The sequence below is a fragment of the Microbispora amethystogenes genome, assembly GCF_016863015.1.
GTDB lineage: Bacteria > Actinomycetota > Actinomycetes > Streptosporangiales > Streptosporangiaceae > Microbispora > Microbispora amethystogenes.
The window spans coordinates 22,938-44,487 of record NZ_BOOB01000049.1 but is presented as its reverse complement, the minus strand read 5'-3'; the positions used below and the strand labels follow the sequence as shown (position 1 = coordinate 44,487).

The following is a 21,550-nucleotide window of genomic DNA, read 5'->3' as shown; positions in this document are numbered from 1 at the left end:
CTCCCCCGATGCCGGGGCGTGCCCACGCCTCCGGATGGCGCATGATGGCCTCCATGACATCCGGGCATATCCGACTCCGCTCGGCGACGGGCCGCTGGGTGCTGCTCACCACGGTCCTCGGGTCGTCCCTCGCGACCCTCGACGGCACCGTGGTCAACGTGGCCCTCCCCGCCCTCGGCCGCGACCTCGACGCCGGAATGTCCGGCCTCCAGTGGACGGTGAACGGCTACACGCTCACGATGGCCGCGCTGATCCTGCTCGGCGGGTCGCTGGGCGACCGGCTCGGCCGCCGCAAGATCTTCGTCGTCGGGGTGGTGTGGTTCGCCCTGGCCTCCGCCCTCTGCGGCATCGCACCGAACGCCCCCGTGCTCGTCCTCGCCCGCGCCCTCCAGGGCATCGGGGCGGCGCTGCTGATCCCCGGCAGCCTCGCGATCATCCAGGCGAGCTACGTGCCGGACGACCGGCCCCGGGCCGTCGGCGCCTGGTCGGGGCTGGGCGGCGTGGCCGCCGCCGTCGGCCCGCTGCTCGGCGGGTGGCTGGTCGAGGCGGCCGGCTGGCGATGGGTGTTCCTGCTCAACCTGCCGCTCGCCGCCGTCGTGGTCGGCGTCGCCGCCCGGCACGTGCCCGAGACCAGGGACACCGGGCCGCACGGCCGCTTCGACGTGCTCGGGACCGTCCTCGCCGCTCCCGCGCTGGCCGGGCTGACGTACGGCCTGATCCTGGCGGGTGACGGGCTGGTGCCGCTGGCCGCCGGAATCATCCTGTCCGTCTGCTTCGTGGTGGTGGAGATCCGGCGCTCCCCCCGGTCGCTCGTCCCCGTGGGGGTGTTCGCCTCGCGGGAGTTCACCGCAGTCAACGTCGTCACGCTGGTCATGTACGCGGCGATGGGGCTGGTGTTCTTCCTGCTGGTCGTCCAGCTCCAGGTGTCGGCCGGGCTGTCTCCCATCGCCGCCGGGTCGGCGATGCTCCCGGTCACGATCCTCATGCTGCTGCTGTCGTCCCGGGCCGGCGAGCTGGCGAGGAAGATCGGCCCGCGCCTCCCCATGACGGGAGGCATCCTTCTGTGCGCGGCCGGGCTGCTGCTCATGAGCCGCATCGGCCCGGGCACGTCCTACCTGGCCGACGTGCTGCCCGCGGCGTGCGTGTTCGGGCTCGGGCTGTCCGCCGCCGTCGCCCCGCTCACCGCGACCGTGCTCGCCACGGCGGAGGAGCGGTACGCGGGTGTCGCGAGCGGGGTCAACAACGCCCTGGCCAGGACGGGCGGCCTGCTGGCCGTCGCCGCCGTGCCGCCGCTCGTGGGGCTGACGGGCGACGCCTACGAGTCGCCCGCCGCGTTCACCCGGGGGTACCACACCTCGATGCTGGTCTGCGCGGTCATGATGGCCGTCGCGGCGGTCATCGCCTTCGTCACGATCAGGACGAACGTCCTCGCCGCGCAGGAGGCCGGGCCGCCCTCCTCCGAACGCCCGGATGAGGCGTCGCCACTCGGCACCCGCCCTCCGGCGAGTTCGGGCACCTGACGCGGGGGTTCACGCGCCCCCCGCGCCCCGGGCACGGGGGGCCGCGCGCTCAGCCGAGAAGCGTCTTCAGGTCCTCGCGCAGGGCGGCGGCGTCGCGGAAGTGGACGGCGGCGAGCCCCGCCCGCTCGGCCGCCGCGACGTTCTCCAGCCGGTCGTCCACGAAGACGAGGTCGCCGGGAGCGACCCCGAGCCAGGCCACGGTCTCGTGGAAGATCTCCGCCTCCGGCTTCACCAGGCCCATCCGGCCGCTGTAGAAGCGCGGTCCGATCGGCCGCATGAACGGCAGGGTGTCGATGCCCTCGGCGACGCAGACCGGCATGTTGGACAGCAGCGCCATCGGCACCCCGACCTTGGCCAGCTCGTCGACGATCGCCACCGTCTCCTCGTTGGGCCGCGACCAGCTCGCCACGTCGAGGGCGACGACCTCGTCCAGGCCCGCGCCGTCCATCGGCCTGCCGTACACGTGGGACCAGTAGGCGGCCGGGTCGAGCGAGCCGCGGTCGAAGTCGAGCCGCACCTCCCAGTAGCGGTCCTCGAACCCGGGCTCGGCCCCCGTGACGTACGAGGCCAGGCGGGCGACGTCCTCGGGGGCCTGGGGCAGCGAGACGACGTTGCCGTAGTCGAAAAGCACAGTCTTCATGGTCGTACGATCATAACGCGTGTGCGCGACTCAGGCGACGAAGGGCTTCAGATACTCGTTGGCGCCCCCGCAGCGCAAATAGTTGCGCACGGTGTGGAAGTCGAGCCAGTCGATGTCGCAGGAGACGTCCCGCTCGACGCCGTCGAAGCACGACGCCAGCGCGGCCGGGATGGCGGCGATGTCGTCCTTGTCGGCGATGTTGATCCAGCGGCGCACGCCCGGCGGGCGCGCTCCCCGGCCCCGGACCGGCACGGGGGCGAGCCGGTCGAACACGACGCGGCGCATGCCGAGCGGGCTGCCCAGCGTGACCAGCAGGTCGACGGACAGGTCGGGATGGGCCCACAGCGCCTCGTACGTCACGACACTGCCGAGGGAGTGCGCGACGACGGCCCGGGGGCGGCGCCGGCGGATGACGTCGGCCACGGTGTCGCGGGCCCGTACGCGCGGGGCGCCGCCGCCGAGGTAGGTGGCCACCTCCGGGCAGAAGTCCTGCGCGAAGCGCACCGCCGCGGGGCCCAGCCTCGCGAGCAGCCACTCGGCGAGCAGGTGCGCGATGCCGGTCAGCGACTCCCCCGCCGCGTCCCGGAACGGACCACCGAGTTGGGCGGCCCAGTCGGCGAAGACCAGCTTCGACGGAGTCGCCATCTGCCGGACCGGCCGGGGCGGGCCGCTGTGGAGATGATGGGCGTAGTAGGCGATCTCGGTGAAGTAGTCACCCGCGCCGCCCGCCCGTCCGCCCAGCCCCTGGTGCAGGTAGGCGTTCCACTTGGCCCGCACGGCCGCGGCGGCCCCGTCCGCCGATCCGCCGGCGTCCTCGTAGTAGTGGTACTTGCCGATGCCGTGCACGCCGACGATCGAGGTCATGCTCCCGCCCCACCATGTCGCCCGTATTCGGAACCCACCGGTTTCCGGAGGTCATGCGGTTTCCGGAGGTCATAGGGTTTTCGGAGGTCACTGTGCACGACGTGCTGGACCGTGACAACCACAAGCCGCGTTTACGGTGATAAATGACGCGCGCCGGTGGTATCTACACGGATAAGTTGTTCGTCCTGTCCGTTGGTCCCGCTGTTCGTCCCGTCCGTCCGACCGAAGAGGAATCGTCATGCCAGGCCCGCTGCCCGTCCGCGGCTCGATCGTCGTGCCCGAGGCCGAGCTGACCTGGCGTTTCTCCCGTTCGTCGGGCCCGGGCGGCCAGGGCGTCAACACCACCGACAGCCGGGTCGAGCTGGGCTTCGACGTCGCGCGCACGACCGCCTTCGGTCCGGCGCTCCGGGCCCGGGCGCTCGAACGCCTCGCCGCCCGGCTGGTGGACGGCGTGATCACGGTGACGGCGTCGGAGCACCGGTCGCAGTTGCGCAACCGCGAGGCGGCGCGGGAACGGCTGGCCGCCCTGCTCCGCGACGCGATCGCGCCGCCGCCCAAGCGGCGCCGTTCCACCAAGCCCTCCAGAGGCGCGGTCGAGCGCCGCCTTGCGGCCAAGAAGCACCGCTCCGACCTCAAGCGCCTGCGCCGTACGGAGGACTGAGCCCCTCGGCGGGCACGCCCGCCGCGCTCCCAGAATCCGGCGAAAGGGCCATATCCAAGGGCGTCGTCAACGAAGCGACAATCGGCGGGACAAGAGCTCCCCGACTGTCGTTTGCCGCTCCTTCAGCCGAGGAATTCGGCGGACGATCCGTGATGGATCCGGAGGAGGAATTCTCGCCGCGACCGGTACATCTGGCGGATTTCCGGCGAGAATCGACGCAGAAGGAATCAACTTGCCCAGAGCCAGCGATTTTGTCAGATTTCTCGTTACAAGCACCGCATTGATCATGCTCTCCCCGCTGCTCCACGGCACCGCCACGGCCGCGGCGAAGGGAGACTCCGGGGGCACGGCCCTCCTTTCCGCGCCCCCGCCAGGCGGGAAGGGCAAGGACAGGAACACGAACAGGAACAGGAAGCGGCAGTCGCAGCACGAGCGGCAGAACGGCACGCAGACGCAGCACGCGCTGCGCGATCTCACCCAGGTCCTGGCGCCGCTGCAGAAGGCGGTCACGGGCACGGGGGCGCTGCCGTACAACTGGCAGGCCGTGGACGGGAAGGCCGTCACCGCGGGCGACCTGAACGCCGTACGGAGCGTGGGCGACGCGCCGGCCGGCGAGGAGATCGCGGGTCCCGGTGAGCGCGCTCCCGGCGACGGGCGGGGCGACGGGCGGGGCGACGCGCCGGGCGATCCCCGGACGGATCCCGCCGACCCGGCCGACCCTCCCGTGGTGGGGGCGCAACCGGTCCCGACGCCGGTCCCGATGCGCACCACCAGCCCGGCCGACTTCACCCTGCACTGGGACGACCGGAACGGCCCGTACACCTACGACGATCTCAACGAGCGGCTCCGCACCGATCTGCGGTTCTCGCCGCCGGGCTACCGCTACAGCACGGTGTCGGAGGTGCTGGCCGGCTCCCTGCCGGGCGGCCCCTTCGCCAACCGGAGGTGCCCCGCGCCGGTGCAGGACAGCGGAGCGCTGGTCACCCCGCAGGGCGACCGGGTCCGCGACGTCGTCGACTGGTTCTGCCTGGCCCCCGACGACGCCACCGGCCCGTGGACGCCGCAGGGGATCAGCGGCACCTGGGACTCGACCGCCCAGGGCACGGCCTACGACGACACCGCGCGGGCGTTCGTCTTCTCGTGGCACGGGCCGGCCAACGACGAGTCGCGCGTGACGTTCCTGAACGAGGTGCCCATCGGGCCGTTCAACCACTACCAGCACGTCCTTCTGGTGAATCCGTTCCAGGCCGAGAGCGGGGCCGTCTCCTTCGGGCCCATGCGGATCCACGCGGGCGGAGTCGTCTGGTATCACCAGTACCTGCTCGTCGCCGACGACAACCGGCAGCATCCGGAGAACAACGGCATTCTCGTCTTCGACCTGCGGGATCTGTTCGATCTGTCCCTGAGCGCGGTCAGCGACATCGGCACGACGGGAGGGCCGATCGGCCTGCGGGGCGGCACCTACTACACGAACGGATACCGGTACATCCTGCCCCTGCGGGGCATCTGGCGGCCGGGGATCACCGGGGTGCGCTGCCGGTCCAACAGCAGTCCGCCGTGCTTCGGGTATCTCGGCCTCGACCGGAGCACGACGCCGCCGAGCGTCCTCACCGGCGAGTGGTGCGACCCCCGCGAGCCCACCCCGACCTGCCGGCCGGCCGCCGGGCAGGCGGCGCCGACGGGCCGGGTCGCGCGGTACGCCATGGCGCCCGACGCCGGCGTCTGCGACCGCGGCTGCCTCGCGTACGGCGCGGACGGCAGTGCGCGCGCGACCGAGGCGTTCACCCAGCCGACGCCGTGGACCCAGGGCAGCGTCTCGTGGAACGGCCTGTACCAGTTCACGGTGAGCAACAACAGGACCGCCACGCTGGGCCGGCGGTACGAGGCCGTGCCGGGCGGACAGCCGACGCCGCACTTCGCGGGCAGGGGCGTGCAGGACCTGTACTGGCACCGGTCCGCCGACCCGGCCCAGCCGCCGATTCTCTGGTCGCTCACCGAGGGGGAAGGGGTGAAGAACCGGATCCTGTACGGCGTCGACCCCTGGGTCCGGTGAGCCGCCGGACGTGTGATCCGCGGACCCTGTGAGCCGCCGGACCCTGTGAGCCGCCGCGGCGAGCCGTGACGCCGGCAGTTCTCCCGGAGGCCCCCGACTCCGGGAGAACGGCCGGCCGAACCGGGCGGCGGTCGTCGGCGGGGACGCCCGCCTCCCCTACCGGTGTCCTTCGGACGTCTCGAGGTGGGCGGCGATGGCCTCCTCCCAGGAGCGCAGGAACGCGGGGTAGCCGTCGGCGAACCCGGCCAGTTCGGCCTCGGCCGCGGCGGTCAGCGGAGTGAGGTCGTAGGTGACCGTCACGTCGCTGTGCCCGCCCTCGCCCGGCGCGAGCGTGACGCCGACCGTCCCGGCGTGGACTCCCTCGCGCACGCGGGCGTAGGAGACCGACGAGCCGGGCTCGCGGGGGTCATGGGCGCGGTGGAGGACGATCCAGGTGGTGGTCGCGCCGTCCGCACCGGTCTGGAAGACCGTTCCCGGCGCCGTGTCGTCCGCGACCTCCTCGGGGAACCGCGGCTCCCAGCCCTCGACCCACTCGCGCTCCCCGTACGGCGTGAAGAGCCGGAACGCCTCGGCAGGCGGGAGCGCGACCCGCAGGCCGCCGGTGAGACGGCGGCGTCGCGGCGCGGCGCTCACCTCTCCTCCAGCAGGTGGGCGTCGGCGGCCGTGAGCGTCAGGCCGTAGACCTCCCTGAGCTGCCCGATCTTCGTGAGGGTCTCCGGCCCGAACGGCGCCTTGCCCTCGAAGGCGTGCAGGACGATGCCCTCGACGAGGTCGCCGAGGGAGATGTCCAGGTATTCGGCCAGGCCCTTGAGCACCTTCAGCGTGTTGCGCTCGACGCGGAGGCCGGTCTGGGTGCGCTCTACTGTTACCATGGTAACAAGTTACCACCCTAGACCCGCCGGTCCTCCATCTCCCAGATGTGGTCGGCCACGTGCCAGACGATCCGGCGGGCGGCGTAGCGGGCCGGCCAGCCGCCCTCGGTGAGCGGCGCGCCGTCCGACGGCCGCGACAGGACGCGGACGATGTCCTCGCGCAGGGCGGCCAGACCGGCCGTGTCCTTGAACGGCTTGTGCCGTACGCCGATCTTCCTGGCGTAGGCCCGCTCGGCCTCGACGACGTGGGCGACCATCTTGTCCCGGTCCCTGCCGCCGCCCCTCGGGCCCTTGCGCAGCTCCTCGGGGGACGCCGCGGCCACCTCGGCGAAGACGTCCCACGCCGCCCGGGCGAGGGCGACCGTACGGGCGGCCTCCGGCGCGCCCACCGGCTCCCGGTCGAGGCCGGGGATCGCGCCGATCGCGCCGAAGTCCGTGTTGCGGTCGCCCTTGACCCGCTCGACGATCTCGGGGTCCCCCGGCGCGAACTCCAGCCCGGCCCGCCCGGCGATCACGCGATAACGCGGCGTGTAGTCCAGGAGGGCCCCGATCGCGGCCTCCTCGGACTTGCCGATGCGGCACCAGCCCGGCCAGTCGGCCGAGCAGGCGAAGACCCTCTTGGGCCCGATCTCCAGATAGACGCGGTGGTTCATGGGGCCAGCATGGCAGCGGTACCTGCCAGCCCCTGTCAGGTTCCGCCCGCCGGCTCAGACGAGGTCGATGAGGTCGGCCACGGAGTTGACCACCTGGGTCGGCCGGAAGGGGTACCGGTCGATCTGGTCCTTCTGGGTGACGCCGGTGAGCACCAGGATCGTGTTCAGGCCCGCCTCGATGCCGCAGACCACGTCGGTGTCCATGCGGTCGCCGATCATCGCGGTGCTCTCGCTGTGCGCGTCGATCTGGTTGAGCGCGCTGCGCATCATCATCGGGTTCGGCTTGCCGACGAAATACGGCTCGACGCCGGTCGCCTTGGTGATCATCGCGGCGACCGCGCCGCAGGCCGGCAGCGAACCCTCGGTCGACGGGCCGATGGGGTCGGGGTTGGTCGCGATGAACCGGGCGCCGTTGTCGATCAGCCGGATCGCCCGGGTTATCGACGTGAAGCTGTAGGTGCGGGTCTCCCCCAGCACCACGTAGTCGGGGTCGAGGTCGGTCAGCACGTAGCCGACCTCGTGCAGGGCCGTGGTCAGCCCCGCCTCGCCGATCACGTACGCCGAGCCCTCGGGCCGCTGGTCGGCGAGGAACTTGGCGGTGGCCAGCGCGGAGGTCCAGATCGACTCGGCCGGCACGTCCAGCCCGGCCGCGCGCAGCCGTACGGACAGGTCGCGGGCGGTGTAGATCGAGTTGTTGGTGAGGACGAGGAACCTCTTCCCCGACTCCTTCAGCCGCCTGATGAACTCGTCCGCGCCCGGCACCGGCTGGCCCTCGTGGACCAGTACGCCATCCATATCAGACAACCACGACTCAATGGGCTTTCGCTCGCTCATGTGTCCAAGCATGGCAGGTGGCGGGGCACCGAAGCACATTTCACCGGGCACCGGGAATTATCCGGATGCGACCTCAGGTTGGGGCGAACATGAGCGAGCGAAACAGACAGGACGGCACGCACGGCCCGACCGGGCCACGCGATCCCGGACCGCGAGGCGAGGGAGTGGCATGAGCGGCGTGGATGCGATCCGCGGCGTGCCGCGCGGAGCGGCCGGAGTGCCGCTGTCGATCCTGGAGCTCGCGACCGTCGGCGAGGGCCAGACGGCCGCCGAGTCGCTGCGGGACGCCACCGAGCTGGCCCGGCGGGCCGAAGAGTGGGGGTATCACCGCATCTGGGTCGCCGAGCACCACGGCATGCCCGGGGTGGCGAGTTCCTCCCCGGCCGTGCTCATCGCGCATCTCGCGGCGGCCACCCGGACGATCCGGATCGGGTCGGGCGGCGTGATGCTGCCCAACCACGCCCCGCTGGTGATCGCCGAGCAGTTCGGCACGCTGCACGCGCTGCACCCCGGCCGGATCGACCTCGGCCTCGGCCGCGCCCCGGGCACCGACATGGCGACGGCGAACGCGCTGCGCCGCTCCGCCGAGGTGGACCCCGACGACTTCCCCCGGCAGGTGGCCGAGCTGACCGGGTTCCTCGACGGCTCCTTCCCGTCCGGTCACCCGTACGAGAGGATCCGGGCCGTGCCGGGCGGGCCCGACTCGGCGGCCACGGGCCGGCCGCCGATCTGGCTGCTCGGGTCCAGCGGGTTCAGCGCCAGGCTGGCCGGGCTGCTGGGGCTGCCGTTCGCCTTCGCCCACCACTTCAGCGCCGCCAACACCGAGCCCGCGCTCGACCTCTACCGCTCCTCCTTCCGCCCCTCCGAGGTGCTCGACCGCCCGTACGCGCTGATCGGGGTGGCGGCGGTCGCCGCCGACACCGAGGAGGAGGCGCTGCGGCAGGTCATGCCGGGCGCGCTGTCGTGGCTGCGGATGCGCCACGGCCGGCCCGGCCGGATGCCGACTCCCGAGGAGGCGCTGGCCTATCCGTACACCCCGATCGAGCGGGACTTCGTCCGCGACCGGCTGTCGACCGTCGTGCACGGCGACGCCGAGACCGTGCGGGCCGGGCTGGAGGAGCTGCGCAAGCGCACCGGGGCCGACGAGCTGATGATCACCACGATGGTCCACGGCGCCCCGGCACGGCTGCGCTCCCACGAGCTCGTCGCCCGCGCGTACGGCATGATCTAGCGCCGCATCAAGCAAGTCCGCGCTGTTCACCACCTCGGGAGGGCCGGCGAGCCGACTGGGGTGATCTTGTTGTGCACGGCGGTCTCCTCGGTGATCAGGATGAATCCGGACGGTGCGTTCCGGGGATTCGGGCGGTGTCCTGTCGCAGAGCGTCCCGCAGCCGCGACAACTCGCGACGCCGGGCCCGCGCTCGGACCAGGACGAGTCCTGCCGCGCCGACGAGCGCGACACCGGCCAGGGCAGTGGCCAGTGCCTCGGCCGTGGTACCGCGTGCCGCGGCCAGTGCCGTCCCGGCCACGCCGGTCACCACGGTGACCACGAGCGCGAGCCAGGCTCCCAGCACCCGGTCCCGGGCGAACAACGGCCGGCGCCTGCTCAGCGTCCAGCCGGCGAAGGCGGCCCAGGCCAGCCCAATCGCGATCAGCCCCGCGAAGGCGGCCTGGGTGCGCGCGGGAAGCGGATACGGCTCCGTGGCCCACAGCATGCTCCCGGAAGGCTTCTCGCTCCCCGAGCTGGCAGCGCACCACCAGCAGCCCGTCGCCGCTCACCGCACCCACCTGTCTCGCGCCACACGTCACAGAGACAGTCGGCATTCAAGGCGGAAAGGTTCACCCGCCCCGAGCGGCGCCCGCTACGGGGCGAGGGCGTCGAGGGCCTCCTCGGCACGGCGCAGGGACTCTCCGGGGTCGGCCTCGGGGTTGCCGATCTCGGGGTCGAAGTTGAGGTCGTGGAACACCTCGGTCACCCCCCTGGCCGCGAGCTCCTCGACGTCCCGCCGGATCTTGTCGTACGGCCCGGTCAGCGGGCCCTCGTCCGCCGGTCGGACGCGGGTGACGCCGCGTACGACGAACCGCAGCGCGTCCGGGTCGCGCCCGGCCTCCCGGGCCGCCTCCTTCACGATGGCGATCTGCTGGTCGATGGTGCCGAGGTCGGCGCGGCTGGAGCTGATCCAGCCGTCGGCGATCCGCCCGGCGCGCTCCAGCGCGACCCGCGCGGTGCCGCCCAGCAGGACGGGCGGCGGCGTGGCGGGCCGGGGGTCCTGGTGGGAGCGCGGCACCTCGTAGAACTCGCCCCTGTGCTCGACGACGTCCTCGGTCCACAGCCGCCGCAGCAGGCCGACGTACTCCTCCGCGCGCCTGCCCCGCCGCTCCATCGGCACGCCGGACGCGGTGAACTCCTCCGGCAGCCAGCCCAGCCCGAGGCCCACGTCGAGCCTGCCGCCGGACACCTGCTGCAGGGTGGAGAGCTGCTTGGCCAGCAGCACCGGGCTGACGAACGGCAGGTTGAGCACGGCCACGCCGAGCCGTACCCGCTCGGTGATCCCCGCCAGGTACGCGAGCGCGACGACCGGGTCCTGCACGCTCCGGTAGACGGGCCCCATCGCGTGGCCCTCGGGATAGAGCAGCCGCTGGAACGCCCACACCCCGTGGTAGCCGAGCTCGTCGGCGCGGCGGGCGATCCGCCTCATGTTCTCCGGCGTCGCCCACGAGCCCGACACCGGCACGGCAAATCCAATCCTCATACCCGCACACTAGGGTGTCCGCCGTGGACGATCATCGCTTACAGGCCGGCGACCTGGCCCGTCTGGCGGGACATGACGGGCCGGTGACGGTGCTGAAGCGGACCAAGGTGCTCGTGGTCCGGGCCGGCGACGTGGTCGTCAAGGCGCACCCGCCCGGCACCGACGAGGAGTCCCTGCGCGCCCGGCTCGACGCGGCCCGCGCGCTCGACGGCGTGATGCTGGCCCCACTCGGCCTCGAACGGCTGGACGGCCGCCTGGTCACGATCTGGCCCGCCGGTGAGCCGCTGACCATGGACGACGTGGAGGCGGGGGCGACGCCGTGGGAGGAGGGCGGCCGGCTGCTCGCGCGGCTGCACGCCCGGCCGGTCCCCGCGGGCCTGCCGCCCGCCGGGGGGCCGTCGCGGCTGCCGCGGGCCATGGCCGACCTGGCGCCGGCGGGCGTTCCCGCCCCCGTCGCGGCGCCGATCCTGGAGGCGTACGCGACGCTGCCGCCGGCTCGGGAGGGCGGCGCGCTGACGCACGGCGACTGGCACCTCGGCCAGATCGTCCGGCACGGCGGCGGCTGGCTGCTGATCGACCCCGACGATCTCGGTCCGGGCGACCCGGCCTGGGACCTGGCCCGTCCCGCCGCCTGGTTCGCCGCCGGGCTGCTCGCCCCGGACGACTGGGAGCGGCTGCTCACCGCCTACCTCGCGGCGGGCGGAACCGCGGTCTCCGCGGACGACCCGTGGCGGGAACTCGACGCGCCCGCCCGGGCGTTGACCGTTCAGCTGGCCGCGACGGCGGTGGCCGCGGGGGCGAGAGCCGGGGAACCACCCGACGACGCCGCCGAGGCACTGGTGTCCGCCTGCGGGAGGATCGTCGCGGCCACCCGTGCCGGGACCTGACAGAGGGAGAGTTCGTACATGCAGTGCCCCAAGTGCCGTGGCCGGATGCGGACGTTCGACCGCAACGGGGTCCACATCGAGCAGTGTGACAACTGCCGCGGCATCTTCCTCGACTACGGCGAGCTGGAGACGCTGACGAACATGGAGGCCCAGTGGGCCCAGCAGACCTACGCTCCCCCGCCGCCGGCGCACGGCGGCCCCGCCTGGGGCGGCGGCCACCACGGAGGCCACCATGGGGGCCACTACGGCCACCGGCGCAACAGCTGGGTCGGCATGCTGTTCTCGAGCTGAGCGCCACCCGTCGCGAAGGAGGCCGCGGCCCGGTCACGGGTCGCGGCCTCCTTCATGTCCTCGTTCATGTCCTCCGTGCGGTCAGACGGGGAACGCGTCGGGGTCGACGTCGCTCGTGCTGGCGTTCCCGCCGAACACGGTGTTGAGGGTGAGGGTCCAGTTGTCCCAGCTCACCCGGCCCGCCGAGTAGACGGTGCGGAAGCGCAGCGGATCGTCGAACTTGGAGAAGCCGCAGTCTCTGGTGAACGCGCGGGCGCCCCTGTCGTAGTCGGCCCCGGTGGTGAAGTAGACGCGGTAGGTCCCGTCCTTGACGTTCGCGAGCTTCGCGTTCGCCCCCTTGCGCACGTAGACGCTGACCGCCTTCCGCCCGCCGCGCACGAGGGTGACGACGCCGTCGTGCGATCCGCCGTTCTTCACGGTCAGGGCGCCCCGGCCGCCGCGGATCGCCGACAGCAGCACCGTGCCGTTGCCGAGGCGGCGGGTGTGCCGGGCGGGCGGCTTGAGCGGGACCACCGGGTAGTCGCCGGCCTTCGCCAGGTCGTCGGCGGACGCCCGGAAGCTTTTGAAGTCTCCCGACGCGCCCAGTTTCGCCAGCACGGCCGTGCCGTTGCACAACGCGTGCGACGAGACGTCCTCGTCCAGCGCGCCGAGCCTGCCGTTGAGGGCGCGCAGCGCCGCCACGTAGTCGGCGTGCTCGGGGGCGACGTCCCCGGGGGGCCGCAGAGCCCCGAGCCGCGCCACGGCGGACTCCAGTGCGCTCTCCGCCCGCCCGATGCGCTGGTGGAGCGACTTGAAGGTCCGCGCCTTGACGATGGCGGCGAGGGCCGTGCCCGCGGGGCGGCGGGCGGCGGCGAGCGCGCTCCGGTACGCCTCCGGGGTCATCGCCGCCGGTTCCGTGGAGGAGGCGGCGGCCGACGTCCCCGCCGTGTCACCGGAGGCGTTCCCGCCCGTTCCGCCGGGCTGCGCCGTACAGGCGGCGAGCGCGCAGGTCGCGGCCAGCGCCGCGACGACGCCGGGAACGGGGCGTGTGAAGGTCCGAGGGAAGATCACCCGAGACACTGTCGGCCTGTCGGCAGGCCCTGTCAACGCGATTCAGGACATAGGTCGCCAACCGAGACCTACGCCGCCCGCCCGGCAGCGGGAGGGAGGCGGACCACGGTGTGGCAGCGCCGCGCTCACCTGCCCCAACGGTCCCGCGAGGTGACAAAGACCCTACCCGGTTACTCGGCATCGTGGTCTTGTCGGTAAGGTGAACCTGACCTAAGTTAGGTAAGGCTTACCGACTATCCGGAGGGCGACGTGTTCGCGAGTTACCTCATCGGCCTTCGCGAGGGCCTGGAGGCGACCCTGGTCGTCTCCATCCTGGTGGCCTTCCTCGTGAAGAGCGGCAGGGGTGACCGCCTGCCGCTGGTCTGGGCCGGTGTCGGAGCCGCCGTCGCGCTCTCCGTGGCGTTCGGGGCGTTGCTCACGTTCACCGCGGCCAACCTCGGCTCCCGGCAGCACGAGATGTTCGACGCCTTCGCCTCCCTGGCCGCGACCGTCTTCGTCACCTTCATGATCTTCTGGATGCGTACGGCGGCCCGCCGGATGTCGGGCGACCTGCGCGAGAAGCTCAGCGACGCCTTGCAGCTCGGGTCCGTGGCCGTGGTCGTGGTGGCCTTCCTGTCGGTCGCCCGCGAGGGGCTGGAGACCGCCCTGCTGTGGTTCGCCGCCGTCCAGGGCGCGACCACCAGCGCGAGCCCGCTCACCGGCATCACGCTCGGCCTGCTCACCTCCGTCGCGCTGGGCTACGGGCTGTACCGCAGCGCGGTGCGGATCAACCTCACCAAGTTCTTCACCTGGACCGGCCTGCTGCTGATCCTGGTCGCCGCCGGGATCTTCAAGTACGGCGTGCACGACCTGCAGGAGTCGGGCCTGCTGCCCGGCCTGAGCACGTACGCCTTCGACATCAGCGGCGTGCTCGACCCCGGCGCCTGGTACTCGACGCTGCTGAGCGGCATGTTCAACATCACGGCCCAGCCCAGCGTGCTGGAGACCGCCGCCTGGGTCGCCTACGCCGTGCCCGTGCTCGTGCTGTTCCTGCGGCGGCCCTCGGCCAAGGCGCCCACCGGCACCGCCCCCCAGTCTCAGCAGCCCCAGTCTCCCCAGCCCGCTTCGTGACCGGAGTCCACCCGATGCGCACCCCCACCGTCCTCGCCGTCGTGACCATGGCCCTGGCAGGCCTCACCGCGTGCTCGTCCTCCGGCTCCGGCTCCGGTGCCGACACCGAGGCGACCGCGGCGGGCTCCGGCGCGATCGCCGTGGCCGCCACCGACACCGAGTGCAAGGTGGCGAAGTCCGACCTCGCGGCCGGCACCTCGACCTTCGCCATCACCAACAGCGGCACGAAGGTCACCGAGTTCTACGTGTACGCGCCGGGCGACCGGGTGATGGGCGAGGTGGAGAACATCGTGCCCGGCCTGACCCGCGAGGTCGTGATGGAGCTTCCCGCCGGCATGTACGAGACCGCCTGCAAGCCCGGGATGACCGGCAAGGGCATCCGCGGCCCGCTCAAGGTCAGCGGCGAGCACAAGCCGCTGAGCGGCGACGCCGGGCTCGCCGAGGCCGTGGCCAGCTACAAGCGCTACATCAAGAGCCAGTCCGACACGCTGCTCGACAAGACCAGGGAGTTCACCGAGGCGGTCAAGGCCGGCGACGTGGCCGCCGCCAAGAAGCTCTACCCGGTCGCCCGCACCTACTGGGAGCGGATCGAGCCCGTCGCCGAGGTCTTCGGCGACCTCGACCCGGCCATCGACGCGCGGGAGAACGACGTCCCGGACGGCGAGGAGTGGACCGGCTTCCACCGCATCGAGAAGGACCTGTGGGTCAAGAAGGACGTCGGCGGCGACGGCCCGATCGCCGACAAGCTGATGACCGACGTGAACACGATCGTGACGAAGTCCGCGACGGTCGACCTCTCCCCCGTGCAGCTCGCCAACGGCGCCAAGGGGCTGCTGGACGAGGTCGCCACCGGCAAGATCACCGGCGAGGAGGACCGCTACTCGCACACCGACCTGTGGGACTTCGACGCGAACCTGCAGGGCTCGAAGGCGGCCGTACAGGCGCTGCGCCCGGTCCTGGAGGAGCGCGACGCCGATCTGGTCAAGACGCTCGACGCGAAGTTCGCCGACGCGGAGGCGGCCCTCGGCCGGCACCGCGACGGCGACGGGTGGAAGCTGCACACCGAGCTGTCCAAGGACGACCTGCGGGCGCTGTCCGACGCGATCAACGCGCTGGCCGAGCCGATCAGCAGGGTCGCGGCGGTGGTGGTCAAGTGAGCCCGCGAGGCGGCGCGGAAGGCAGTCCGGAAGGCACCGCGACGAGGGGACGCACCATGTTCGAGGTGGAGGAGGCATCGTGAGCGAGGGCTTGAGCCGCAGGCGGCTGTTCGGCCTCGGCGCGGCGGGGGTGGCCGCCGTCGGAGCGGGCGCGCTCGCCACCCGGTCCCTCGCGGAGCAGCCGGTCGCGCTCGCCTCCGCCACCTCCGACGCCGTTCTCTTCTACGGCGCCCACCAGGCCGGCATCACCACCCCCGCCCAGGACCGGCTCCACTTCGTGGCCTTCGACGTGATCACGAAGGACCGGGGCGAACTGGTGGAGCTGCTCCAGGAGTGGACGGCGGCCGCGGCCCGGATGACCCAGGGCAGGGACGCCGGAACCTTCGGCGCGGTGGGCGGCGCGCCGGAGGCGCCGCCGGACGACACCGGCGAGGCCCTCGGCCTGCCCGCGTCCGGCCTGACCCTGACCGTCGGCTTCGGCCCCTCGCTGTTCGACGACCGGTTCGGCCTCGCCGACCGCAGGCCGCCCGCGCTGGCCGACCTGCCCGCCTTCCCGGGTGAGGACCTCCAGCCCCAGATCTCCGGCGGGGACATCTGCGTGCAGGCGTGCGCGCACGACCCGCAGGTGGCGGTGCACGCGATCCGCAACCTCGCGCGCATCGGCTTCGGCAAGGTCTCCGTGCGCTACTCGCAGCTCGGCTTCGGCCGCACCTCGTCCACCTCCCGGGCGCAGGCGACGCCGCGCAACCTGATGGGCTTCAAGGACGGCACCAACAACCTCAAGCTGGAGGACACCTCCATGCTGCGCGACCACCTGTGGGCCGCGCCCGGCGACGGCCCGGCCTGGATGGACGGCGGCTCCTACCTCGTCACCCGCAAGATCAGGATGCACATCGAGACCTGGGACCGCGCCCCGCTGGCCGAGCAGGAGGCCATCTTCGGCCGGGACAAGGGGAAGGGCGCGCCGCTCACCGGCAAGGAGGAGTTCGACGCGCCGGACTTCGCCGCCAAGGGCCCGGACGGGCAGCCGGCCATCGCCGGCAACGCGCACGTACGGCTCGCGCACCCCGACGCGCACGGCGGCGCGCGGCTGCTGCGGCGCGGCTACAACTTCGTGGACGGCTCCGACGGCCTCGGGCGGCTCGACGCGGGCCTGTTCTTCATCGCCTACCAGCGCGACCCCCACAAGCAGTTCGTGCCGATCCAGCGCATGCTGGCGCAGAAGGACGCGCTGAACGAGTACATCAAGCACGTCTCCAGCGGCCTGTTCGCCTGCCCGCCCGGGGTGATCGACGGCGGCGACTACTGGGGCCGCACGCTGTTCGCCTGAGCGCGGGTCGCGCCCGGCCCTCAGGGCCGGGCAGTCCGACAGGGCCAGGCAGTCCGACAGGGCCGGGCAGTCCGACGCGGGACACCGGCGCCCGATCCAGCTTGTCCATCAAATAGCGCTTTGCCCCTTTTTCGGTACGACGACATTCAGGCCGAAGAGGCCCCGATCGTCGCGTCGATGAATTCGTCGTGAACATGCACCGAATTTCGCGCGATACCCCTTTCCTTTCGCTCGTGAATTTCCCTTGTCTCCCATAATTCGGGTACGGGGATCAGGGCCACGGGGCGAAGGAAGCCGGGAATGAAGCGGTGGATCGGGATCGGGCTGGCGTTGCTGCTGGGTGCGGCCGTCGTCCTCGCCCTCGTGCTCGGCAACGACCGGGGCGACGGTGGCGGGAAGGGTGATGGGCAGGGGGCGCTCACGACGGTCCGCGGCGTCATCGGCTCGGAGAAGAAACCCTTCTTCGACGACCCCGCGGTCAGGGCGGCGTTCGCCCGGCACGGGCTGCGGGTCGAGGTCGACACCGCCGGATCCCGCGAGATCGCCTCCACGGTCGACCTGCGTCCGTACGACTTCGCCTTTCCCTCCAGCGTCCCGGCGGCGGAGAAGATCCGGCAGGCGCGCAAGATCACCCGGACCTACTCGCCGTTCTACTCGCCGATGGCGGTCGCGACGTTCCAGCCGATCGTGGACGTGCTGGCGAAGGCGGGGGTGGTCCGCGACTCGGGCGCGGGCTACCAGGTCCTCGACCTGCGGCGGTTCCTCGACCTCGTCGCCCGGGGCACCCGCTGGGACGCGCTGCCCGGCAACACCGCCTACCGGGCGCGCAAACGGGTCCTGCTGACCACCACCGACGTCCGCACGTCGAACTCCGCCGCCATGTATCTCGCGGCGACCAGCTACGTGGCCAACGGCGACGACGTCGTGAGCTCGCGGGAACAGGTCACCGCCGCGGCGGCGAAGATCGCGCCGCTCTTCCTCGACCAGGGCTACTCCGAGTCCAGCACCGAGGCGCCCTTCGAGGACTATCTCGCGCTGGGGATCGGCAAGACCCCGATGGTGGTGATCTACGAGGCGCAGTACGCCGCGCGGCTGTTCGCGGGCGGCGGGGCCGTCCGGCCCGGCATGCGGCTGCTCTACCCCGCGCCGACCGTGCTGAGCAAGCACACACTCGTCCCGCTCACGGCCCGGGCGGCCGAGGTCGGGCGGCTGCTGCAGGAGGACCCGGAGTTCGCCCGGCTCGCCGCGAGGTACGGCTTCCGCACCGCCGATCCCCAGGTGTTCGCGGACCTGGTGGCCAAGGCGAAGGCGCCGATCCCCGCGAGCCTGGTCGACGTGGTCGAGCCGCCCGCCTACGACCGCCTGGAGGAGCTCGTCGCGACCATCGAGCGGCGCTACCTGGCCGGCGCGAAGCCGTCGTCCTGACCCCCCGGTTTTTAGGCAGAGCTCCACGCGGAGCTCCACGAAGAGTCCCAGGAAGAGAGGACATCCGTGTCCGAGGATCTGGTGCTGACCCCGCCCGCCCCGGTGGCGGCGGTGCCGGTCGAGAAGGCGGCCACCATGCTGCCGCTCCCCGGCGAGCGCGCCGGCGAGCTCGCCCGGAAGGCGGCCGGCTTCGCCGACGAGCTCGGCACGCTCGACCACCGGTCGCCGGAGTTCACCAGGAAGGTGAACGACATCACCTCGATGGGCGACGCGGAGATCCGCGCCTCGTCCCAGGTCGCCAACCGGATGCTCAGGCGCCCGGTGGCGGCACTGGCCTCGGCCAGGGGCGAGGGCGCCGACGGTCAGGCGCGGGTCGCCGGGCAGCTCGTGGCGCTGCGCCGGACGATCGTCGACCTCGACCCCAAGCAGGCGACCGCCGGCACCCGGCGGCTGCTCGGCCTCATCCCGTTCGGCGACCGGCTGCGCGACTACTTCGCCAGGTACCGCAGCGCGCAGAAGCACATCGACGACATCATCCGGGCGCTGAAGTCCGGGCAGGACGAGCTGCGCAAGGACAACGCCGCGATCGAGGGTGAGAAGGCGAACCTCTGGGAGTCGATGACGAAGCTCCAGGAGTACGCCGTGCTGGCGGCGGCGCTCGACTCGGCCCTCCAGGAGCGGATCGACCGGATCGAGCTCACCGACCCGGACAAGGCGAACGCCCTGCGGTCGGACGCGCTGTTCGGGGTGCGCCAGAAGCACCAGGACCTGCTGACCCAGCTCGCCGTGTCGGCCCAGGGCTACCTCGCGCTCGACCTGGTGCGCAAGAACAACCTGGAGCTGATCAAGGGGGTGGAGCGGGCGACCACCACGACGATCGCGGCGCTGCGCACGGCCGTCACGGTCGCCCAGGCCCTGGCCAACCAGAAGCTCGTGCTCGACCAGATCACCGCGCTGAACACCACCACCTCCGACCTGATCCTCGCCACCAGCGAGATGCTGCGCACCCAGGCCGGGGACATCCAGACCCAGGCCGCCGCCACGACCGTGAGCATGGAGGCGCTGAGCAAGGCGTTCGACAACATCTACTCGACGATGGACATGATCGACGGTTTCCGGGCCAAGGCCGTGGAGAGCATGGCCGTCACCGTCGGCAACCTGACCGTCGAGCTCGACCACGCCCGCGCCTACCTGGAGCGGTCCCGCCGTGCCGACGAGGCCGCGTCATGAGGAGCGTGTCATGAGGAGCGTGTCATGAGGAGGAGCGCGGTCACGGCCGCCGCCCTGGCCCTGCTGCTGGCCGCCACCGGCGCCTGCTCGGGCGGCGGCGGGGCGGAGTCCCCGCCGGACGACCCCGCCGTGCTGCGCGTCCTGGCGGGCAGTGAGATCAAGGACCTGGAGCCGCTGCTCGCCAAGGCGGCCGGGGCGGTGGGCGTGAAGGTGTCGCTCTCCTACACAGGCACCCTGGACGGCGCCGAGCAGGTGGCGAGCGGCGCCGCGGACGGCCGCTACGACGCCGTCTGGTTCTCCTCCAACCGCTACCTGTCCCTGATCGACGGGGCGACCGCGCGCCTGTCCACCCAGACCAAGATCATGGTGTCCCCGGTCGTCCTCGGCCTCACCCGCGCCAAGGCCCGCGAGCTGCACTGGGACACCGGCGAGGTCACCTGGACCGACATCGCCGAGGCCGCCGCCAAGCGCCGCTTCACCTTCGGCATGACCAACCCCGCGTCGTCCAACTCCGGGTTCTCCGCCCTGGTCGGGGTGGCGGCGGCGCTGTCGGACGCGGGCGAGGCGCTCGACCAGGCCCAGATCACGGCCGTCACCCCCAAGCTGACCGGGTTCTTCGCCGCCCAGACCCTCACCGCCGGCTCCTCCGGCTGGCTCGCCGACGCCTTCCGCCGGCGCACCGACGTGGACGGACTGATCAACTACGAGTCGGTGCTGCTCGGCCTGCGCTCCGCCGGCGGCGAGCCGCTCACGCTGGTCTACCCGGCGGACGGCGTCGTCACCGCGGACTACCCGCTCACCCTGCTCGCCTCCTCCCCCAAGAAGGCGCAGTACGGCAAGCTGGCGGCCTGGCTGCGCACCCCGGAGGCGCAGCGCGAGATCATGACGGCCACGGCCCGCCGGCCCATCGTGCCCGAGGTGCCGCCCGACGCCAGGTTCGGCACGGCCCCGCTGCTGGAACTGCCCTTCCCCAACCGGCGCAGCGCCGCCGACGCGCTGATCAGCGCGTACCTGAACAAGGTGCGCCGCCCGTCGCGCACGCTGTTCGTGCTGGACACCTCCGGGTCGATGGAGGGCGACCGCATCGCCGCGCTGAGGGCGGCGCTGGCCACGCTGACCGGCGCGGACACCTCCGCCTCGGGGCGGTTCTCCCGGTTCCGCGACCGCGAGACGGTCACGCTGCTGCCGTTCAACACCGCGACCGGCCCGGGGAGCACGTTCACCGTGCCGGAGGGCGACCCCGGCCCGGTCCTGGCCCGGATCCGGGCGTACGGCGACGCGCTGGCGGCGGGGGGCGGCACCGCCATCTACGACGGCCTGCGCGCGGCCTACCAGACGGTCGGGAGCGAGCGGGACGGCGGAAGCTTCACCTCCGTGGTCCTGATGACCGACGGCGAGAACACCGACGGCTCCTCCTACGCGGACTTCGCCGCCTTCCACCGGACCCTGAACACCCATGTGCCGACGTTCGTCGTGCTGTTCGGCGACAGCGACGTCTCCGAGATGCGCCAGGTCTCCGAGCTGACCGGCGGCGCGGTGTTCGACGCCCGGCGGGCGTCCCTCGCCTCGGCGTTCAAGGAGATCCGTGGCTACCAGTGACCGCGTCCTCGCCTACCTCGGCTCGCTGAAGAACATCACCGGCTCCGCTCTCGCGCTCGGCGGTCTCGCGCTGCACTTCCTCGGCCTCGCCGGGTCGCTGTGGCCGGTGGTCGTCGCCGGGCTGTACGGCGTGGGCGCCCTGCTCGCCCCGCCCGACCGGGTCCGGCTGACGATCTCCCACGCCGAGGTGGAGGCGCGCGCCCTGCGGGCCGACCTGGACGCCCTCGTGGCGAAGGTGACGACCGCCCGGTTCCCCGAGGACGTGGTGGCGAAGGTCGGCGACCTCGCCGGGATCCTGCGTGAGGTGCTGGCCAGGGCGGAGGCGCTCACCTCCGCCCCCGACCACCTGCACGTCGTCTCGCAGGCCGTCCGCGACTACCTGCCCACCAGTCTGGAGGCGTACGCCAACCTGCCCAGGTCGTACGCGCTGACCCGGCGGGGGGCGCGTGAGCGCAGCGCGCACGAGGAGCTGATGGCCCAGCTCGGCCTGCTGGAGTCGGGGCTGTCGGCCGTCGCGGAGGCCGTCTACCAGGGGGACGAGCAGGCCCTCAGGGACCAGGGACGGTTCCTGCGCGACCGCTTCGGCGGCTCGTCGCTCGATCTGTGAAGCCGGAGGGCCGG

The 21,550-nt window shown here is 72.4% G+C and carries 22 protein-coding genes; 13 read left to right on the top strand and 9 right to left on the bottom strand.

Going from position 1 to position 21,550, the window contains the following annotated elements:
* The first annotated feature begins 53 nt into the window (after nt 1-53).
* Complete coding sequence (locus tag Mam01_RS29220) at nt 54-1,520, top strand: MFS transporter (RefSeq protein WP_239101714.1); 1,467 nt, start codon at nt 54-56, stop codon at nt 1,518-1,520.
* Between the two features lie 49 nt (nt 1,521-1,569).
* Here Mam01_RS29220 and Mam01_RS29215 read toward each other — a convergent pair whose 3' ends face one another.
* Together Mam01_RS29215 and Mam01_RS29210 are read right to left on the bottom strand one after the other, a co-directional pair.
* Nucleotides 1,570-2,160 (bottom strand): HAD-IA family hydrolase, encoded by a 591-nt coding sequence (locus tag Mam01_RS29215; RefSeq protein WP_204288423.1) that lies wholly within the window; start codon nt 2,158-2,160, stop codon nt 1,570-1,572.
* Between the two features lie 30 nt (nt 2,161-2,190).
* Nucleotides 2,191-3,024 (bottom strand): hypothetical protein, encoded by an 834-nt coding sequence (locus Mam01_RS29210; RefSeq protein ID WP_150934868.1) that lies wholly within the window; start codon nt 3,022-3,024, stop codon nt 2,191-2,193.
* Between the two features lie 238 nt (nt 3,025-3,262).
* On the opposite strand from Mam01_RS29210, the gene arfB reads away from it, so the two are divergent.
* Together arfB and Mam01_RS29200 are read left to right on the top strand one after the other, a co-directional pair.
* Entirely contained in the window at nt 3,263-3,685 is a 423-nt protein-coding gene (gene arfB / locus Mam01_RS29205; protein WP_204288422.1) for an alternative ribosome rescue aminoacyl-tRNA hydrolase ArfB, read from the top strand.
* Nucleotides 3,686-3,965: 280 nt separating this feature from the next.
* Entirely contained in the window at nt 3,966-5,738 is a 1,773-nt protein-coding gene (locus Mam01_RS29200; protein WP_204288421.1) for a hypothetical protein, read from the top strand.
* 156 nt (nt 5,739-5,894) lie between these two features.
* On the opposite strand, the gene Mam01_RS29195 is transcribed toward Mam01_RS29200, so the two are convergent.
* Genes Mam01_RS29195 through Mam01_RS29180 form a run of 4 tightly spaced genes read right to left on the bottom strand, consistent with a single transcriptional unit; the run spans nt 5,895 to nt 8,097 of the window.
* Complete coding sequence (locus Mam01_RS29195) at nt 5,895-6,371, bottom strand: hypothetical protein (RefSeq protein ID WP_204288420.1); 477 nt, start codon at nt 6,369-6,371, stop codon at nt 5,895-5,897.
* Nucleotides 6,368-6,610 carry a hypothetical protein gene (locus Mam01_RS29190; RefSeq protein WP_150934863.1) on the bottom strand — a complete coding sequence of 81 codons (243 nt, stop codon included), beginning with the start codon at nt 6,608-6,610 and terminating at the stop codon, nt 6,368-6,370. Before Mam01_RS29190 ends, Mam01_RS29195 begins: the two co-directional genes overlap by 4 nt.
* 17 nt (nt 6,611-6,627) lie before the next feature.
* On the bottom strand, nt 6,628-7,263 hold the full coding sequence (locus tag Mam01_RS29185; protein WP_204288419.1) for a hypothetical protein: 636 nt from the start codon (nt 7,261-7,263) through the stop codon (nt 6,628-6,630).
* A 54-nt stretch (nt 7,264-7,317) separates the two neighbouring features.
* Nucleotides 7,318-8,097 carry an HAD-IIA family hydrolase gene (locus tag Mam01_RS29180; RefSeq protein WP_117410502.1) on the bottom strand — a complete coding sequence of 260 codons (780 nt, stop codon included), beginning with the start codon at nt 8,095-8,097 and terminating at the stop codon, nt 7,318-7,320.
* A 169-nt stretch (nt 8,098-8,266) separates the two neighbouring features.
* Between Mam01_RS29180 and Mam01_RS29175 the strand changes: the two genes are divergently transcribed.
* Complete coding sequence (locus Mam01_RS29175) at nt 8,267-9,328, top strand: LLM class flavin-dependent oxidoreductase (protein WP_204288418.1); 1,062 nt, start codon at nt 8,267-8,269, stop codon at nt 9,326-9,328.
* Nucleotides 9,329-9,422: 94 nt separating this feature from the next.
* On the opposite strand, the gene Mam01_RS29170 is transcribed toward Mam01_RS29175, so the two are convergent.
* Both Mam01_RS29170 and Mam01_RS29165 read right to left on the bottom strand, forming a co-directional pair.
* A complete protein-coding gene (locus Mam01_RS29170; RefSeq protein ID WP_204288417.1) occupies nt 9,423-9,812 on the bottom strand; it encodes a transmembrane transport protein in 390 nt (129 codons plus the stop codon).
* A gap of 147 nt (nt 9,813-9,959) precedes the next feature.
* On the bottom strand, nt 9,960-10,850 hold the full coding sequence (locus tag Mam01_RS29165) for a TIGR03619 family F420-dependent LLM class oxidoreductase (protein WP_150934858.1): 891 nt from the start codon (nt 10,848-10,850) through the stop codon (nt 9,960-9,962).
* A 23-nt stretch (nt 10,851-10,873) separates the two neighbouring features.
* On the opposite strand from Mam01_RS29165, the gene Mam01_RS29160 reads away from it, so the two are divergent.
* Complete coding sequence (locus tag Mam01_RS29160) at nt 10,874-11,737, top strand: phosphotransferase family protein (RefSeq protein ID WP_204288416.1); 864 nt, start codon at nt 10,874-10,876, stop codon at nt 11,735-11,737.
* A gap of 18 nt (nt 11,738-11,755) precedes the next feature.
* On the top strand, nt 11,756-12,028 hold the full coding sequence (locus tag Mam01_RS29155) for a TFIIB-type zinc ribbon-containing protein (RefSeq protein WP_150934856.1): 273 nt from the start codon (nt 11,756-11,758) through the stop codon (nt 12,026-12,028).
* 81 nt (nt 12,029-12,109) lie between these two features.
* Here Mam01_RS29155 and Mam01_RS29150 read toward each other — a convergent pair whose 3' ends face one another.
* On the bottom strand, nt 12,110-13,078 hold the full coding sequence (locus tag Mam01_RS29150) for a hypothetical protein (protein WP_150934855.1): 969 nt from the start codon (nt 13,076-13,078) through the stop codon (nt 12,110-12,112).
* 249 nt (nt 13,079-13,327) lie between these two features.
* Between Mam01_RS29150 and efeU the strand changes: the two genes are divergently transcribed.
* From efeU to Mam01_RS29115, 7 genes are all read left to right on the top strand, one after another.
* Nucleotides 13,328-14,188, top strand: coding sequence for an iron uptake transporter permease EfeU (gene efeU / locus Mam01_RS29145; protein ID WP_204288415.1), 861 nt, complete (start codon nt 13,328-13,330; stop codon nt 14,186-14,188).
* A gap of 14 nt (nt 14,189-14,202) precedes the next feature.
* Nucleotides 14,203-15,345 (top strand): iron uptake system protein EfeO, encoded by a 1,143-nt coding sequence (gene efeO, locus Mam01_RS29140; protein ID WP_150934853.1) that lies wholly within the window; start codon nt 14,203-14,205, stop codon nt 15,343-15,345.
* A gap of 79 nt (nt 15,346-15,424) precedes the next feature.
* A complete protein-coding gene (efeB, locus tag Mam01_RS29135; protein WP_239101712.1) occupies nt 15,425-16,675 on the top strand; it encodes an iron uptake transporter deferrochelatase/peroxidase subunit in 1,251 nt (416 codons plus the stop codon).
* A 300-nt stretch (nt 16,676-16,975) separates the two neighbouring features.
* Nucleotides 16,976-18,100, top strand: coding sequence for a hypothetical protein (locus Mam01_RS29130; protein ID WP_204288414.1), 1,125 nt, complete (start codon nt 16,976-16,978; stop codon nt 18,098-18,100).
* Between the two features lie 66 nt (nt 18,101-18,166).
* Nucleotides 18,167-19,330 carry a toxic anion resistance protein gene (locus Mam01_RS29125; RefSeq protein WP_239101711.1) on the top strand — a complete coding sequence of 388 codons (1,164 nt, stop codon included), beginning with the start codon at nt 18,167-18,169 and terminating at the stop codon, nt 19,328-19,330.
* Nucleotides 19,331-19,354: 24 nt separating this feature from the next.
* Nucleotides 19,355-20,929 carry a VWA domain-containing protein gene (locus tag Mam01_RS29120; RefSeq protein WP_204288413.1) on the top strand — a complete coding sequence of 525 codons (1,575 nt, stop codon included), beginning with the start codon at nt 19,355-19,357 and terminating at the stop codon, nt 20,927-20,929.
* Complete coding sequence (locus Mam01_RS29115; protein ID WP_204288412.1) at nt 20,916-21,536, top strand: hypothetical protein; 621 nt, start codon at nt 20,916-20,918, stop codon at nt 21,534-21,536. The genes Mam01_RS29120 and Mam01_RS29115 overlap by 14 nt, the downstream gene beginning before the upstream one ends.
* Nucleotides 21,537-21,550 lie beyond the last annotated feature (14 nt).

Excerpts from the sequence above, each read along its gene's own strand:
- Mam01_RS29175 (WP_204288418.1), top strand. The coding sequence starts at position 8,267 with ATGAGCGGCGTGGATGCGATCCGCGGCGTGCCGCGCGGAGCGGCCGGA.
- Mam01_RS29190 (WP_150934863.1), bottom strand. The coding sequence starts at position 6,610 with ATGGTAACAGTAGAGCGCACCCAGACCGGCCTCCGCGTCGAGCGCAAC.
- Mam01_RS29155 (WP_150934856.1), top strand. The coding sequence starts at position 11,756 with ATGCAGTGCCCCAAGTGCCGTGGCCGGATGCGGACGTTCGACCGCAAC.
- Mam01_RS29210 (WP_150934868.1), bottom strand. The coding sequence starts at position 3,024 with ATGACCTCGATCGTCGGCGTGCACGGCATCGGCAAGTACCACTACTAC.
- Mam01_RS29170 (WP_204288417.1), bottom strand. The coding sequence starts at position 9,812 with ATGCTGTGGGCCACGGAGCCGTATCCGCTTCCCGCGCGCACCCAGGCC.
- Mam01_RS29215 (WP_204288423.1), bottom strand. The coding sequence starts at position 2,160 with ATGAAGACTGTGCTTTTCGACTACGGCAACGTCGTCTCGCTGCCCCAG.
- Mam01_RS29120 (WP_204288413.1), top strand. The coding sequence starts at position 19,355 with ATGAGGAGGAGCGCGGTCACGGCCGCCGCCCTGGCCCTGCTGCTGGCC.
- Mam01_RS29185 (WP_204288419.1), bottom strand. The coding sequence starts at position 7,263 with ATGAACCACCGCGTCTATCTGGAGATCGGGCCCAAGAGGGTCTTCGCC.
- Mam01_RS29220 (WP_239101714.1), top strand. The coding sequence starts at position 54 with ATGACATCCGGGCATATCCGACTCCGCTCGGCGACGGGCCGCTGGGTG.
- Mam01_RS29180 (WP_117410502.1), bottom strand. The coding sequence starts at position 8,097 with ATGAGCGAGCGAAAGCCCATTGAGTCGTGGTTGTCTGATATGGATGGC.
- efeO (WP_150934853.1), top strand. The coding sequence starts at position 14,203 with ATGCGCACCCCCACCGTCCTCGCCGTCGTGACCATGGCCCTGGCAGGC.
- Mam01_RS29165 (WP_150934858.1), bottom strand. The coding sequence starts at position 10,850 with ATGAGGATTGGATTTGCCGTGCCGGTGTCGGGCTCGTGGGCGACGCCG.
- arfB (WP_204288422.1), top strand. The coding sequence starts at position 3,263 with ATGCCAGGCCCGCTGCCCGTCCGCGGCTCGATCGTCGTGCCCGAGGCC.
- Mam01_RS29130 (WP_204288414.1), top strand. The coding sequence starts at position 16,976 with ATGAAGCGGTGGATCGGGATCGGGCTGGCGTTGCTGCTGGGTGCGGCC.